Origin of the sequence: Coleofasciculus sp. FACHB-542 (assembly GCF_014695825.1) — a bacterium.
Lineage (GTDB): Bacteria > Cyanobacteriota > Cyanobacteriia > Cyanobacteriales > FACHB-T130 > FACHB-T130.
In genome coordinates this window covers 118,343-132,724 of the sequence record NZ_JACJPB010000052.1, presented here as the reverse complement: position 1 = coordinate 132,724, position 14,382 = coordinate 118,343, and the positions used below count along the sequence as shown (strand labels likewise).

The window sequence follows — 14,382 nt, the reverse complement described above, 5'->3', positions numbered from 1 at the left end:
GCACCCAAATGAGAATTGCCGCCATGAATACCGACTATTCCTTTAGGCAATACACAATAATCGGGTGGGGTTGCCCCTTTACCTGCTGGGGAGGCAATTCTTGAGTCGAAATCGTCGAGGGTAATTGCTTATGAGTCGCTGCACTCAGCAGCAACGGTTTTCCAAGTTCTTTGGTCAAAGATTCGATCCGCGAGGCGACGTTCACCGGATCTCCGATCGCAGTGTACTCCAATCGCTGGGGTGAGCCGATACTGCCTAACACCACAGATCCCGTATGAATGCCAATTCCCATTGCTAAAGGAGCTTGTCCCTGTTTTGCTAAGTCGCTATTAATAAATTGCAGGCTGAGGAGCATTTTTTGAGCCGCTGCAACAGCCTTGGTAGCATGATTGTGGGGATCATCTCCGACGCCAAACAGCGCCATAAATCCATCCCCTAAGAATTTGTTTACCATCCCCCCATGTTCCTGCTCAACAATTTTTACCATTTCAGTCAGGAACAAGTTCAGCATGGTCACGACTTGCTGAGGAGAAGAAACCGCGCAGCGGGCTGTAAAGTTGCGGATGTCAGCAAACACAATTGTTAATTCCTGCTCGACCCCGCCTAAGCTGGGATCGCGCTGGAGAATCTGTTGAGCGGCTGTTTGACCGACATGACGACCAAAGGTTTCTTGCAAGCGTTGTTTGTCTCGCAACTCCTCAATCATGTCGTTAAAATCATCAATTAAGGGGCCAAATTCGTCAGCTCGCAGCAATTTGATGTGAATGTTAAGGTTCCCGGCTGCCACAGCGCGAGCCGCTTGCTGTAGCATTTCTACTGGTTCAACGACTAATTGACCGACCATCCAAGCACTGCTAAACCCGAAGACCATACCCAACACCCCGACGGATATGGTAAACCAGGGGTCGGGCGTTGCGGATGAACGATAAGTCAAGCTTAAAAGTAATAGCGAAGCGATCGGGCATACCCCAGCCGATATTGCCCACACGAGTCCTCGTTGCCGCAGCGAGAGGGGGAAAGCCCCCGGTGTTTCCGCCGGGTGAGCTTCTTGAAACAGCAACGGGTATAACAGTCGCTGGGTAAACAGCTCAACGATAAAAAAACCTTGAGGGATAGCAATCAGCGCTGCAACGATCACCGAAATCGACAGATGCAAGAATACGCGCCGGTCGAGCGTTCCCGGAGCATAATGCAGGGCAAGTATAAATACGGGAATGCACAACAGCCAACCGATTCCAGCTATAAGCATTCCCCACCACGGCAGATTAATCGCTCGTTGTCTGGCTTTAATCAGATGCTCGGCTCTCAAGGTTTGCTGGTGTAGGATCTGTTGTAAAGGTCGTTGTAGCGACAGCACGAGCTGCACCCAGAGGGACAGAGCGACTGGGTAGACGACAACGTTGTAAACCAACAGAGTATTGACAAAGACTCTATTCTGCGCGGGAGTCAGCAGCGATTGAATCTGGGTCAGGTTGTACCAGATATTAAATGCACTGCCAATCAACTCGGCAGCGAGTGGCGCACAGGCGATCATCCCTAGACGATAAAGAATGAGCCAGTTTAATTGACTCCTATCAACCAATCCATAACGGGATGCCATGTCCGCCTCCTTGATGGGGAAAGCCAATCGTTGTTGGCATGGTTTTACAGCGATCGCTTCCCGGCTTCTGGTTTTACCGATTCCTACGGCAGTGTGTCTTACTCATCATTGTGCGAAAAAGATAAGTATTTCAGTGATTTCTTACCACTATGCTTTACAAATTGAGCTGTTTCCGGGGCATTTTCAGATGAACTGACAAACTCAGCCAATTTTTTAGTCGGGGAGGAATTATTACCCAATGCCTCGCCGCTACGAGATGCCAAGATGAATCCAGATGCATTGCCATGTCCCAATGGCAATGCCGTGTCCCTACGCTCATTGGGATGAATCGCAATTTCACAAAAAAGCCTTCTATAAAGAAGGCAGAATCTCACTGATGAGTAAGCAGTTCTTGAGTGGTAGATAGATTTATGTATAGCGATTGTTCAAGGTGGGTTTCCAGTCGCTTTTTTGAGCGAACCTTATTTGAGGTAGCTCAAATGAGTGACATTCACTTGCGCGATCGCTTAGTAAAAAAAATGCCCTCTCATCTCTTCCGCTGAAAGGGCATCGTCTAACTGATGGGTGTGAGAAGGGTTTTCACCATGCTTCTTAAAAACAAGCATAAGTCGGCAATGTGACAGGGGTATGACAAGTAAATAGCAATGCTGCGATCGCTGTTGCTCGTCTTGCCCTCGTTCCTCTAAAACAACCAAACCGTGTTATTTACAAACTCAACGATGGACAACCAGAACCGAGCAGGGGGCATGATGGAGGACGTAATTGCTGACGCTACCGAGAACTAACTCACCAATTGCAGAACGACCCCGACGCCCCATTACGATGAGATCGGCACCCCAAGTTTGGGCTAAGTCACAGATGTTTTCACCCCGACTGCCAAGGCTTTGGGTGAATTCGGTACTAATTCCTGCCTTCGTTGCTTCATCTGCACGCGATCGCAGTAGCGCCAAGTATTGACTTTCAAATGCATCCCACTGCTGTCGATAGTCGCTTGGGACATCATCGCGTCGCCAAGGATAGTAATCCAGACCGGGCATGCCAGGAATCCCCGGACTGCCCTCTTCATTCGCAGATAGGACGTGCAATAGCATCAGACTGGCATGGAACGCTTTCGCTAAGGATACGGCTTCATCAAAGACTTGCTTGCCGATTTCAGAGCTATCCATTGCCACGAGAATTTTGTAAAACATACACACCAGTCCCAACCTGTTTTTGTTGCCAGAATGCAGCACTTCTTGACCAGCGAAGCCTGGATGTTTAGCTCTCCTTGCGGTTTGGGCTATGACTACCAGTTCCTCCATTATCAGAGGTGCAGATGATACTCTTCGACCAAATTAGTCGAGACTGGGCAGGAATGCCAAAGAGCAACTGGTCTAGCGCTTTACTTGTCTGGTAGCCGAGGACTAGCTTTCCCAACCAGGGTATCGTTGCCAATCCCAGTCGCGATCGCTATCCATAAAAAAATGCCCTCTCATTCCTTCTGCTGAGAGGACATCGTTCTTTAACTGATGGATATGTCAGAAGCAATTACCCTATGCCTACATAAAGTTTACTCATGCAAATGTGACATCAGGGTGACAACTACATAGCAATGCTGCGATCGCCAATTACCTACCGTGAAGATTGTTTAATTTGATACCGTTTTTCCCCGGAAAAGCTTGTGAAATCAGCGTCCCGCAACGATCCTCTACCTTTCCTTTAGTTGATCCCAGCCCCACTGGTAGGGTTAAACACACTTTACTAGAATTAGCAACACTAGCAGTAGTGGAGTGAAGGGGCTACACTCAAACTAGCATTGCTCGTGGCAGCACTCTTCGCGCCGAGGTCTGAAAATGGTGAACACTAGCGCGGTCGCTCTCAAACCCTGCATCTCACCCAAACTGGTTGAGCAGTTTCCGGTTGGGTGTCGAGTCAGGCGCTTGGACTTTTGTACGGAAGGGGTAGTGGTGAAATACGAGGCGGGCGATCGCATAGGCTACACAACCGATGATGGCTGGTATGATTTTCCTCATCATTCTCAGCTCCAACGGATTGATGCGGATGAGGTGGATTGGTAAATAGCACAGACTTGTCAGGGGTAGGCGAACGCCTCGCTTTGAAGACACGCGATCGCGTCTACCCAAAAGAGTCGCTCATAGCGTTTTTGCCGCCACTTTAATGGCTGAGAAATTGCTGGATGTAGCTAGCCAAACTTTGTTGTAATTGCCAGTCAGTGCTGGGAATCGGAGTTAAATAAAATCGCTGTCCTGATAAAAGCGTCAGCGTAAGCCGGTAAAAGCGAATTCCTCCTAAGTTAGATTCTTCTACTTGAACCCCCGTAATCTTGTCAATTGAATAACCCGTTACTTGAGTTCCCAACCAGCCTTTTTGTTTGAGAATTACTCGATTGAGATGTTTATCAAACCGGCAAGTCTTCACCGGACTTCCAAACATCATCAAGTTAGCGCAAAAAATGCAGAACAATCCAAAAAAATCAATCGGCCAATTGGAAGAGATAAAAACGAGAAGCCCTAAAACAGCGGTAAAACTACTCAGCATCCAAATGCCAACTGGGCGTTCTCGCAGGGTGAGTAATGTAAAAGTTTGCTGAATTACCTTCATCGGTTTAGCCGTGGATGCGATCGCACCTCAAGAGCAGATTTGCTCTTGCTACTGTCATAGGTCACGCCTGACAAGAATAACCAAAACTGCTGCCACGAATCATAAAAAGCAAAAATCCCACTTCCCAACTCGACGCAAGTCGATGTCTTGACGCGCCATAAACCCATCATAAGACTGCCAACTTAAGTTGGGACAAACCTTCTCGACCAAGCCGTCTCTGGTTCCTGGGAGCGAATCAAGGAGCCACTCAGTAGTTTTTATCACCTCCTGCTAATGGGTGACCAACAAGCGGGATATTGAAATATCCAGTTGCATGAACTGAGCGTGCGAGGTGGAAGGGAGAACGCTTTGGTTAGTTTGGAATAGTCAAACACAGGAATTCAAAGAGAGTTAAGCCATGCTTGCTAAAGAATCAACTCAAATATCAGTCAAACCAGCTCAACTCAATAAGCCCGTACTGCAAATAGGGAACTCTGGAGCCGCAGTAAAAGAATTACAACAACTATTAACTAAAAGGTTTGCTTATAACGGAGCTATTAACGGAAACTTTAATGAAGAAGTCGAATTTGCCGTTCTTGTTTTTCAAAATTGGATGTTTCTCAAAGAAGATGGCGTCGTGGGTCAAATGACCTGGCAAGCTCTCTACAGCGGCGCTCCCGTAAATATGCCAGTGCTGAAACGAGGCGCTAAAGGTGAGATAGTCATCACGCTTCAGAGTGTACTGTCTTTATCTGGTGATTTTGATGAAGAAGTGAATGGAATCTTCGGGCCACGCACTGAAGCTGCTGTGAGATCCTTTCAACTGCGTAGCGGTCTATTAGCAGATGGAATTGTGGGCGAAAAAACCTGGTATGGGTTGAGTAAGGTGCGTCAACAAATTGGGGGGTGTTGAGCCGGTTGCGTGGACACGCTTTTCAATACTTGCATATTTCAAGCGATCGCTAGCCGTAGATTTTGACATGGCGACGCCACCCGCTGAATTCTACCAAACCGCTCTCCTGCTTGCGAATGTGATGCACCTCACACTCACCATCCGAGGTGCATCACGAGGGGTTCCAAAGTTCTGTCACCTAAATCTTTTTAAACAATCACTTTTGCTTGCGGGTTGAATCACGATTCGCCATAGTATTTTCACCGATATTTAGGGCATTAAGTTCCCGTGCCCTAATGATGATCCCACCGAGTCAACCCCAACCCTCAGTAACATCCAACGTCCTTGATACTGACGTTAAAGAAGTTCCCAGCCAATATAAAGGCTGGTCAATTAGCACAAAAGTGATTGATGGAAAGCTATGGTTGCGTTGGCAACATCCCCAAGAATCCTTCCCCCGGTTTGGGTGTCCTGTAAACGAAGCTGGCCTTGCTTCAACCATTGGTCATGTGCGATTCCTCATCGATCTCGCCATCAAGTTGGAGTCAGGAGTGCCCGCGAGAAAGCTTTTGACATCAAATGACTCAAATGTCTCCGACCGGATAGAGCGATCGCTTTTTCGGGTTGATTATATGGATGGGGATTCACCACTTGCATTTGTAGGCTGAATTTCACTGACAATTTCATAGAAAGCAGTGGTCGGCGCTTCCTCAAACAAAGGATTCATCTGATTTAAGATGGCTTGGTATGCCTCGCTTTGATTGGCTTGCATATCTTCGACACTCTCCCAAAGAATAATAGCGATTCCTCGGTCAGTCCCCGGTTCTTGCAGTAAGTAGGACCCCTTAAAGCCGTGCGTGTACGTTGAGACAGCTTTTTCATAGAGTTGCTCAGCCTCATCAAATTTGCCAGGTTTGAATTCTCCAATCGCAACATAGGCAAATTTGTGCTTTAAAAAATCTTGAAACTCTGTCATGGTTTCCTCCTAGAAGCTGGGGTTATCGCGGTTTTGTCGGGGCTAAGCCTACGGTACGCTAATGGGTTGAAGGGAGAACCGCTTGATGGATGCGATCTGCTGAAAGCAGCAGCGCTTCGCTATCGCGCCCTTCATCCTCGATCATTGATCGGGAATTTGCTTGATGTAGGCTTCGGTATAAAGGGTTAAACTACCCTCTTGTACATCCATCTCCTTAATGCGGATTGCCATCCCTTGGAGGTCAAAATAGGGCAAGTTTGCCAGTTCTCCTAACTTCTCCATCAAGGCGATCGTGAGTTCCAGTGAAATGCCTTGTCCAGGATTACAGCTAAACCCCTCCAACAAGATTGGCGTTGAAGAAGTGCGCGGACGCACTACGGCGGCGAAACCGACTTGTCGAGCCTTATCCACGTCATGCAGTAGCATTTTTCCACTGAATTCCATCTTGCCCTCACCCGGCAGATGCATTTCCAGTTCTTGCGGTTCCAAGGTCACGAGTTGACCATCTGCATTCAACTCCATGCTTTGAAACTTGCTGCGGATGTAGTCTGAGTTTAAAGCGCGGTTGATATCTTGTTCGGTGAGGACAACACGGGCAGTCGCGTCTAGCGGATGGTTCAGCTTAATCTGCCCGAAAATCGCGTCAAATAGATTGATCGCAATATTATCGGCGTGCAATTCCATTTCCTGCACGCGAATATCTTTCTGAATCGCCAGACCCCGACCTTCAACCGAAACTGAATTAGCCTTTCCTTGAGCCATCTTCAGCAAATCGGTTCGGACATCTACATTGATGTTCTCTACGCTATCCATCTGGCTAGATAACCCCATTTCGACAGCCTGGGAGAGGGCCTGCTCCTCTAGGCGTGGCTCGTCTGTCATAGTGCTTAATCTCAAGAAGTGTGCTGATACTGGTTACTCTAGACGCTCATCACTCAGCAGCGTATCTGCATCTCGGAATAAACAAAATGTAATAAATCATCTAGTCCAATATTTTTTGGCTCTGACAAACCTAACCCCCAACCCGTTCCCATGCAGGGAACGGGAGCCAGAGCCATTTTCACAGTTCCTCTGGGGATTGGAGAGGGTTTGGGAAGAGGTAAAACGCTCCATCCATTCCCGATCTCAAAGTATTGCCTACCTGCTTATCAGTCTAAATGTGTCGTTTCTGGAGACAAGATAAGCTATGAATCTGGGCTGTAGTTCGTTGTTGAAGGATTTTGACAGATATGAAAAAGCGCCTGGGAGTCTTGCCGTGTTTCGACCCCAGACGCTTTTTCTTCTAAACTTGCTCCTCACACAACTAAAGAATATCGCTTGTTCAATCGAGCCAATACTCTAGTACGTGACACTTGATCAACTGACACGCGCTAGATAAAAATCTTTACATTATGGTTGATGAGCGCCCAGACGGAGGAAAATCGCTCGGCGGCTACAATATTAAGCTGGTTTCTGGGCGATCGCTCTTTTGTAACGTGACACACCCAACACATTCCAGGTTTCCGAAGCGTCGGTCATCTTTACAATCCCCGATCGGGATTCATCCAGAACAACCCACGCCATCCCTGAGTATCAGACCCGATTTAGGAATTTTAGGTGTATTCAATTTGAAGGAAAACCGCGAGAACTCCGAGAATTGCCACCCCAACAATGGTTTCCCGTTGCTCATCCCAAAGACGGCGCAAGCCATAAAAAACATAGGTAAACGCTGCACGGCGTTCTCGTCCGAGTTCAGCCATGAGCAATTGAACTTTAGCATCTACCTCTTCAATCGAGACTTCGCCCTTTTCATAGGCAGCTTCTAACTGATCTAATTTGCGCCAATATTCTTTGGTTGCTTCAAACAGGTTAGGCATCATAACTTAAAGGTGTATTCTTTTATTGTTAACTTATGTGAATTAAGCTAACGCGCCTGTCTGGGTGGTTGTGTCTATAAAGGGGTAGAACCCGATTGTCTATAAATAGGTAGAACCCTGGTTGCGTGAGTCTTCAAATCCCTAAATGGGAGAGTCCTTCGGCGGGAAGCGATCGCTTCTCTTATTGGCTGACCAGATGCAGCTTCTGGCGATCTGAGATCGCGGTAAACTCAGATGTTGCACCCGATTCCTTTTTTCTAACTTCCGGAGTTAATTACCTTGGGCATAGAACTACGCAGTTACGTATTTCTAGACAGCTTGCAGCCTCAGCACGCAGCTTACATGGGGACGGTAGCACTAGGGTTCTTGCCATTGCCAGGAGATACGTCGCTGTGGATTGAAATCTCACCGGGCATTGAAATTAACCGGATTACTGATGTTGCCCTCAAAGCTGCCTCTGTACGTCCAGGGGTGCAGGTGGTCGAACGACTATACGGGCTACTAGAAGTGCATTCCAGCCGCCAAGGGGAGACGCGGGCGGCGGGTAAAGCCATTTTGGAGGCGCTGGGAGTGCATCGAAATGAATGTCTCAAGCCGCACGTCGTTTCTAGCCAGATTATCCGCAACATTGATGCTCACCAAACGCAGTTGATCAATCGCACGCGGCGAGGACAGCTACTTCTGGCAGGACAAACGCTTTATGTATTAGAAGTTCAACCTGCCGCTTATGCAGCACTGGCGGCGAATGCGGCGGAGAAAGCGGCGGCAATTAACATCTTGGAAGTGCAAGCTGTGGGAAGCTTCGGACGCCTCTATTTGGGCGGAGCAGAACAGGATATTCTGGCGGGTTCTGCGGCGGCGTTGGTGGCGCTAGAAGGCGTGCCTGGTCGTGAAAATCCTGCTAGTTGGCGTCAAGAATAGCGAAACAATGTGGATGACGAGGGAGAGAAGCGGAATGCGATCGCTCTTTACAAATGGGCGATCGCTTGCTTTCAAAGAAAGCCACTTCAGATTAAAGTCAATGCGTTAGCACTGGTGGGTTAAGCAAAGGAAATCCAAATGGCAAATCTAGAGCATCTTGCACTACTTCAGAACGGTGCAGTGAAATGGATTGAGTGGAGAAGAAAAAACCGACAAATAGAACCTGATTTGAGCGAAGCCAACCTCAGAGGGGTCAACCTCAGAGGCGCAATCCTCACAGGCGCTAACCTGAGAAGGGCGGATCTGGGCAATAGTTTACTCATCGCCGCTAACCTCAGCCATGCTACCCTCAGCGATGCAAATCTCCACTCCGCTTCCCTAATGGAGGCAAACCTGAGTGAAGCGAACCTCAGCATTGCGAACCTCAGCAAAGCCAACCTCAGCGATGCCGATCTGGGCGATGCGAACCTGATCGGGGCTGACCTCAGAGGCGCTAACCTAAGAAGAGCGAATCTAACTAACGCGAACCTGATCGGCACCGATCTCAGAAGCGCTAATCTTCACAAAGCCGATCTCGGTGCAGCAAAGCTGGCTAGAACGAACCTCAGCGAAGCTAACTTGATGGCAGCGAACCTAATAGCCGTCGATCTCAGTAATGCTAATCTTTACGACGCTGAACTACTAGGAGCTTACCTTTACAAAGCTGACCTACACAAAGCAAACTTAATCGAGGCTCACTTCAATGGTGCTTATCTCTTTAGGTCTAACTTGAGCGAAGCGAACCTGACTCAGGCTGATTTCAGATGGACTAACCTCAGCAAATCGAACCTCTCCGGCGCTAATTTGAACAAAGCGAACTTGAGGGGTGCTAATCTCACCGGCGCTAACCTCACTGCGGCGAATCTTACCGGCGCTAACCTCACCGGCGTTAACCTGACGCGGACGATACTCCAAAAAGCAATCATGCCTGATGGCACAATTCACCCTTAGCTGGCAATTAAATTTTGGGTTGTAGAAATGCGATTCATGGCTTCTTCCCGCCAGACCCTTCAAAAATCCCAAATCTAAAATCCTAAATTAGTCTAACTCATGAAAAAACTGATTGTAATTACAGGGGTAAGTCGGGGTCTCGGTCTTGCTATGACTGAAAAATTTATTGAGCAAGGTCATACAGTTTGTGGGTGCGCCCGTCCACAGAAGCAACACAGAAACTTGAGCGAAAATTTGGAACGCCCCATCATTTTTCCAGCGTAGATGTTGCGGATGAATATCAAGTAAAAACCTGGGCTGAGCAACTTTTAAATAACTACTCATCCCCTGATTTATTAATTAATAATGCCGCATTAATCAATCAACCCGCCCCGCTTTGGAAAGTTGATAGCGCGGAATTTTCTCGACTCATTGATGTCAATATTAAAGGAGTCGCGAATGTAATCCGCTCCTTTGTTCCAGCCATGATTCAAAAGAACAATGGCATCATTGTCAACTTGAGTTCAGGGTGGGGTCGCTCCACGTCGCCTGAAGTTGCACCCTACTGTGCTTCTAAGTGGGCAATTGAAGGATTAACTCAATCGTTGGCTCAAGAATTACCTTCGGGAATGGCAGCGATTCCCCTCAACCCAGGCATTATTCATACCGATATGTTAGAGACTTGTTTTGGAGAAGAAGCGGCTGCTTACACAGCAGTAAAAGATTGGGTTAAAAAAGCGGTTCCGTTTTTATTGCAAAGAACACCAAAAGACAATGGTGTGTCGCTGACAGTTCCTTCATAACCTTTCTATGCGGTTAATCTATGAACGAGAATTAAAGACAGAAATAAACTTTACTTCTCTTTGTACTATAGGGGTTCTCACGTGAGTGCAATATACACTCGGAACCTCACCCCAAACCCCTCTCTGTGAACGGAGAGGGGCTTTGAATATGGCTCCCCTTCCTTTATAGGGAAGGGGCTGTTCTTGTCAGGTCTGGGAGCGCTTTGATGAGCAAAACAAGTCACTTGTGTGTAGACCGTAGCTCTTTAAAGGAAAGGGGGTGGGGAGGAGGTTCTCTGTGAGGAAATAAATCAACTCAAGCTGTCTGTAATTCAAGGCTTGGATAGTCAATATATCCCTTCTCATCGCCACCATAAAAGGTGGAGCGATCTGGCTTATTTAGGGAAGTATTGAGTGCAAAACGTTCTGGTAAATCTGGATTAGCAATATACAGTCTTCCATAAGCCACCAAATCTGCATTGCCAGAAGCCAAAACAGCATTCCCTAAGTCGCGGTCATATCCTCCTGCGGCGATTAAAGTCCCTTTGAAGATAGGACGGAAGTATTCGGTAAACAAGCCTCCTGTAGAGTTATCGAGGCTAGTATTGCCATCGGTTCTTGGCTCAACGATGTGGAGATAAGCGAGGTTGAAACGGTTGAGTGAATCGGCTACATAACTGAACAAAGCAGATGGATTGGAGTCAGACATACTGTTGAAAGTACCGCTTGGGGAGAGGCGAATTCCTACCCGTTGTCCACCCCAAACACTGACGACTGCTTCAGTCACTTCCATCAAAAGTCGGGCGCGGTTCTCAATTGAACCGCCATATTGGTCGGTTCGTTTGTTCGTCCCATCCTCAAGAAACTGGTCAAGGAGATAACCGTTGGCACTATGAATTTCAACCCCGTCAAATCCAGCAGCTAAGGCATTTTCTGCCCCTTTGCGGTATTGTTCGACGATTCCTGGAATCTCTTCAGTTTCTAGGGCACGAGGCGTGACGAAGGGTTTTGGCCCTTCAAGAGTGATTGCTTCACCTTCTGGTGCGATCGCGCTGGGCGCTACTGGCAGTTCTCCTCCTGGTTGCAGTAAGGGGTGAGAAATCCGCCCAACGTGCCACAACTGTAAGAAAATCCGCCCCCCACGAGCATGAACTGCATCTGTCACCAGTTGCCATCCTGCCACCTGTTCTGCTGAGTGAATGCCTGGGGTATTCGCATATCCCTGTCCTTGAGGCGATACTTGAGTGGCTTCTGCGATAATTAACCCCGCTGATGCCCGTTGTGCATAATAAGTCGCATTCATCGCTCTAGGAACATTTCCCGCTCCCGCACGCATCCGGGTTAAGGGAGCCATCACGATTCGATTGGGAAGTTCTAAAGAACCCAGCTGAACAGTTGAGAAAAGATTGATATTCTCGCTCATTGACTTAATCTCCATTGGAATGACATTACAGTTTTTGATTGCACAACGCAGACATCAGGAACTCTAGCTAGCTAGTGTATGAGCAGTGCGGATAAGAATTACCCGCACCGCCAACCAACTAGATAGTTAGTTAATCGCTACTGGCTTTGTGGTTAAGTTGTTCTGTGGAAGTAAAGCTTGAAGCTTGTCAGACAGCACTTCCAAAGGAGCTACGCCAGTGGTTCGATCCACCACCACACCATCTTTGAAGAACAGAAGCGTTGGCACGGCTTGGATGTTGTATTGTGTAGCGATGTGTCCATAGGCGTCAATATTCAGCTTGCCAACCTTAGCAATTCCTTCAAAATTGGCAGCTAATTCTGCAACTAATGGGTTGAGCATCCGGCAAGGACCACACCAAGCCGCCCAGAAATCTACCACAACTGGAACTGAACTTGCGAGGACTTCGGTTTCAAAGTTGTCTTCGGTCAAGGTGACATATTTCGCGTTGTCTGACATGGTTTCCAGCCTCCTTCAGGCTGTAGATCAAGGTGAGGAGAGTATCAGCAGCTGTTGCAGAAAGCGCATTGCATCATTTCATGCGATCGCATCCACTCAACTCGCTGCTAAAAGTTACCAATCTGGTTTCAATCCCCTAAAGGGTTTAGTAGTTAAACAACCATTTGACTAAATACTAGAACAATCTTTCCCCAATAGTCAAGTGGTTGTTTAACTACTTCAATACTGAGCGCCAAGACGTAAAATAGAAGTAAGACGGTGAGTTTTCGCCAACGGCATACATCTACGTCAGACACGCCTATACCGTCGTTCAACCTTCTTTTAGCGTTGACATCAGGAGTAATGCAGAGTCTTGTTGGGGCTTTCTCGTGGCTTCTTTTAGTAACCCCTACTTCCCATGATCGATAACAACCATAGCGTTCAACTGCCCTCTGCGTCTCAAGCTGCCGTTCAAGACATAGAACTTCGGGCTAAAATCTTTGCAGCTCTCTCCGATCCAACACGTTTGAGGATTGTGGAGATGTTAGCTTCTTGTGAGGAAATGAGCGGCAGCGAAATAGCCAATTATTTAGGGATTAGTTTAGCTCTCTTCTGTCACCATTCCAAGACACTGGCGGAAGCAGGATTAATCCAGATCCGAAAGGAAGGTCAAACCAAGTACAACTCGCTGAAACGGGAGTTACTGTTTGATTGCTTCGCCAGTTTTACACCCAAACAGCTAGAAACAACCACAGTTGAAAATAATTCCAGATCCAACTAACCGCTGTATGTTGATGATTTTGCAAGGAATATAGGTTTTCCTTGCGTACTTAAGCGTAGTCGTGAACTTTTCCGTCAGGCATTCTGGCTTCAGTTAAGACAGCTTCACTGAGGTTGGTTTCAATTAAACTTGCTTGCGTTAAATTTGCCCTGAGTAAAATAGATTTACTTAGGTTTGTTCCTAGTAAAATTGCCCCAGTAAGGATGGCACCCATTAGCTTGGCTTTAGATAAGTTGGCGTATCTCAGGTTTGTTTGGTTCAGGTTTGCCTCACCTAACACGGCTTCTTCCAAATTTGCCCCTTCCAAATTTGCTCTGGTTAGATTTGCTCCGCGAAGATTTACCTTACTTAAATTCGCTGCCCCTAAGTTAGCTTCAGTGAGGTCTGCTTGACGTAAGTTTGCCCCTGTTAAGTCTGCTTCGCTGAAATTGACTCCGCGCAAATCTGACCCTCTCAAGTTCGCCAAACATAGATTCGCTTTGCTAAAATTTGCTTCATTTAAGCAGACAAAAGCTAATTTTGCCTTATATAAATCTGCTTTTCTAAAGTTCCTTTTTCCGGCTGTATATAGCTGTACAATGTTTTTGAAATTCATCGTGAATACCTCCTATTTTCTTATGACTAAGACTCGCCAAAGGCGGGATAATGCGTCAACCCACCGTCAAAAAACCGAGTTTAGCTTGTGATGTAAGTAGCTTCGTCAGATGCCAAAAATGCCACCGATGCTGCCATTTATTCCGGCGGACTTGCCCGAAACCTTGGGATATAAACTTTCTACCTCAGCCTTTGCTTCTAAGTCATGTAGATGCGCGTAACTGTGGCACCCAGCCCCGTAGCATTGACCCCAATACCTTTAGTATTTCGGCGCGATCGCATAAAATTTTCTATGCCGCCTTTCTGGCAGTAAAACCAACCTATTCTGGCTTAAGGATAATTTCGTGAACGCTGGAAATGGTGAGAATAACAGCACTCCTATTCTGTTCTAGAAAGTGTTTAATCGCTTAGGGGCGCTTATCGGTGCGCCCCTAAATAAGCGCCCCTAAGATTAATTTTTTGGAATTCGCCAACAGCATCTTAAAAGGGAGGCTAACTTCTCCCTTTTAAGATGCCGTTAAGGGAGCTGTT

Annotated in this window: 20 protein-coding genes and 1 pseudogene; 9 read left to right on the top strand and 12 right to left on the bottom strand. The window is 47.2% G+C overall.

Annotation, left to right across the window (positions count from 1 at the left end):
* Positions 1 to 34: 34 nt before the first annotated feature.
* The gene (locus H6F52_RS21745; protein ID WP_242034027.1) at positions 35 to 1,600 is read right to left on the bottom strand and encodes an adenylate/guanylate cyclase domain-containing protein; all 1,566 of its coding nucleotides are present in this window, start codon (positions 1,598 to 1,600) and stop codon (positions 35 to 37) included.
* Here H6F52_RS21745 and H6F52_RS21740 point away from each other — a divergent pair.
* Positions 1,599 to 1,796, top strand: coding sequence for a hypothetical protein (locus tag H6F52_RS21740; RefSeq protein ID WP_190536724.1), 198 nt, complete (start codon positions 1,599 to 1,601; stop codon positions 1,794 to 1,796). The genes H6F52_RS21745 and H6F52_RS21740 overlap by 2 nt on opposite strands.
* Before the next feature lie 517 nt (positions 1,797 to 2,313).
* On the opposite strand, the gene H6F52_RS21735 is transcribed toward H6F52_RS21740, so the two are convergent.
* Positions 2,314 to 2,901, bottom strand: coding sequence for a universal stress protein (locus H6F52_RS21735; RefSeq protein WP_242034026.1), 588 nt, complete (start codon positions 2,899 to 2,901; stop codon positions 2,314 to 2,316).
* A gap of 531 nt (positions 2,902 to 3,432) precedes the next feature.
* On the opposite strand from H6F52_RS21735, the gene H6F52_RS21730 reads away from it, so the two are divergent.
* Positions 3,433 to 3,657 carry a hypothetical protein gene (locus H6F52_RS21730; RefSeq protein WP_190414545.1) on the top strand — a complete coding sequence of 75 codons (225 nt, stop codon included), beginning with the start codon at positions 3,433 to 3,435 and terminating at the stop codon, positions 3,655 to 3,657.
* A 97-nt stretch (positions 3,658 to 3,754) separates the two neighbouring features.
* Here the strand turns inward: H6F52_RS21730 and H6F52_RS21725 are convergent, their stop codons facing one another.
* Together H6F52_RS21725 and H6F52_RS21720 are read right to left on the bottom strand one after the other, a co-directional pair.
* The gene (locus tag H6F52_RS21725) at positions 3,755 to 4,201 is read right to left on the bottom strand and encodes a hypothetical protein (RefSeq protein ID WP_190536723.1); all 447 of its coding nucleotides are present in this window, start codon (positions 4,199 to 4,201) and stop codon (positions 3,755 to 3,757) included.
* Entirely contained in the window at positions 4,198 to 4,371 is a 174-nt protein-coding gene (locus H6F52_RS21720; protein WP_190536722.1) for a hypothetical protein, read from the bottom strand. Before H6F52_RS21720 ends, H6F52_RS21725 begins: the two co-directional genes overlap by 4 nt.
* A 227-nt stretch (positions 4,372 to 4,598) precedes the next feature.
* Between H6F52_RS21720 and H6F52_RS21715 the strand changes: the two genes are divergently transcribed.
* Positions 4,599 to 5,093: a peptidoglycan-binding protein gene (locus H6F52_RS21715; protein WP_190536721.1), complete on the top strand. Its 495-nt coding sequence runs from the start codon at positions 4,599 to 4,601 to the stop codon at positions 5,091 to 5,093.
* A gap of 275 nt (positions 5,094 to 5,368) precedes the next feature.
* Positions 5,369 to 5,740: a hypothetical protein gene (locus H6F52_RS21710; RefSeq protein ID WP_190536720.1), complete on the top strand. Its 372-nt coding sequence runs from the start codon at positions 5,369 to 5,371 to the stop codon at positions 5,738 to 5,740.
* Here H6F52_RS21710 and H6F52_RS21705 read toward each other — a convergent pair.
* The 5 genes from H6F52_RS21705 to H6F52_RS21695 all read right to left on the bottom strand — a co-directional run bounded on the left by H6F52_RS21705 (position 5,701) and on the right by H6F52_RS21695 (position 7,907).
* Positions 5,701 to 6,048, bottom strand: a complete 348-nt coding sequence (locus H6F52_RS21705) for an antibiotic biosynthesis monooxygenase (protein WP_190414550.1) — start codon at positions 6,046 to 6,048, stop codon at positions 5,701 to 5,703. The genes H6F52_RS21710 and H6F52_RS21705 overlap by 40 nt on opposite strands.
* 141 nt (positions 6,049 to 6,189) lie before the next feature.
* Complete coding sequence (locus tag H6F52_RS21700; RefSeq protein WP_190430565.1) at positions 6,190 to 6,930, bottom strand: DUF2993 domain-containing protein; 741 nt, start codon at positions 6,928 to 6,930, stop codon at positions 6,190 to 6,192.
* Positions 6,931 to 6,983: 53 nt separating this feature from the next.
* Positions 6,984 to 7,106, bottom strand: coding sequence for a hypothetical protein (locus H6F52_RS26245; RefSeq protein WP_277878744.1), 123 nt, complete (start codon positions 7,104 to 7,106; stop codon positions 6,984 to 6,986).
* Between the two features lie 382 nt (positions 7,107 to 7,488).
* Positions 7,489 to 7,611 carry a hypothetical protein gene (locus H6F52_RS26240; RefSeq protein WP_277879377.1) on the bottom strand — a complete coding sequence of 41 codons (123 nt, stop codon included), beginning with the start codon at positions 7,609 to 7,611 and terminating at the stop codon, positions 7,489 to 7,491.
* A gap of 29 nt (positions 7,612 to 7,640) precedes the next feature.
* Positions 7,641 to 7,907: a hypothetical protein gene (locus tag H6F52_RS21695; protein ID WP_190414553.1), complete on the bottom strand. Its 267-nt coding sequence runs from the start codon at positions 7,905 to 7,907 to the stop codon at positions 7,641 to 7,643.
* A 276-nt stretch (positions 7,908 to 8,183) separates the two neighbouring features.
* Here H6F52_RS21695 and H6F52_RS21690 point away from each other — a divergent pair, with 276 nt between their 5' ends.
* The 3 genes and pseudogenes from H6F52_RS21690 to H6F52_RS21680 all read left to right on the top strand — a co-directional run bounded on the left by H6F52_RS21690 (position 8,184) and on the right by H6F52_RS21680 (position 10,597).
* Entirely contained in the window at positions 8,184 to 8,825 is a 642-nt protein-coding gene (locus H6F52_RS21690) for a hypothetical protein (protein ID WP_190414554.1), read from the top strand.
* Positions 8,826 to 8,963: 138 nt separating this feature from the next.
* Entirely contained in the window at positions 8,964 to 9,815 is an 852-nt protein-coding gene (locus H6F52_RS21685; RefSeq protein ID WP_190414555.1) for a pentapeptide repeat-containing protein, read from the top strand.
* A gap of 99 nt (positions 9,816 to 9,914) precedes the next feature.
* Positions 9,915 to 10,597, top strand: a pseudogene (locus tag H6F52_RS21680) (SDR family oxidoreductase).
* A 295-nt stretch (positions 10,598 to 10,892) separates the two neighbouring features.
* Here H6F52_RS21680 and H6F52_RS21675 read toward each other — a convergent pair.
* Positions 10,893 to 11,999 (bottom strand): alkene reductase, encoded by a 1,107-nt coding sequence (locus tag H6F52_RS21675; RefSeq protein ID WP_190414556.1) that lies wholly within the window; start codon positions 11,997 to 11,999, stop codon positions 10,893 to 10,895.
* A gap of 126 nt (positions 12,000 to 12,125) precedes the next feature.
* Complete coding sequence (gene trxA / locus H6F52_RS21670; RefSeq protein ID WP_190414557.1) at positions 12,126 to 12,497, bottom strand: thioredoxin; 372 nt, start codon at positions 12,495 to 12,497, stop codon at positions 12,126 to 12,128.
* A gap of 397 nt (positions 12,498 to 12,894) precedes the next feature.
* Between trxA and H6F52_RS21665 the strand changes: the two genes are divergently transcribed.
* The gene (locus H6F52_RS21665; RefSeq protein WP_190414558.1) at positions 12,895 to 13,257 is read left to right on the top strand and encodes a metalloregulator ArsR/SmtB family transcription factor; all 363 of its coding nucleotides are present in this window, start codon (positions 12,895 to 12,897) and stop codon (positions 13,255 to 13,257) included.
* A 49-nt stretch (positions 13,258 to 13,306) separates the two neighbouring features.
* Here H6F52_RS21665 and H6F52_RS21660 read toward each other — a convergent pair whose 3' ends face one another.
* On the bottom strand, positions 13,307 to 13,852 hold the full coding sequence (locus H6F52_RS21660; protein WP_190536719.1) for a pentapeptide repeat-containing protein: 546 nt from the start codon (positions 13,850 to 13,852) through the stop codon (positions 13,307 to 13,309).
* Positions 13,853 to 13,902: 50 nt separating this feature from the next.
* Here H6F52_RS21660 and H6F52_RS21655 point away from each other — a divergent pair, with 50 nt between their 5' ends.
* Positions 13,903 to 14,199 (top strand): hypothetical protein, encoded by a 297-nt coding sequence (locus H6F52_RS21655; protein ID WP_190536718.1) that lies wholly within the window; start codon positions 13,903 to 13,905, stop codon positions 14,197 to 14,199.
* Positions 14,200 to 14,382 lie beyond the last annotated feature (183 nt).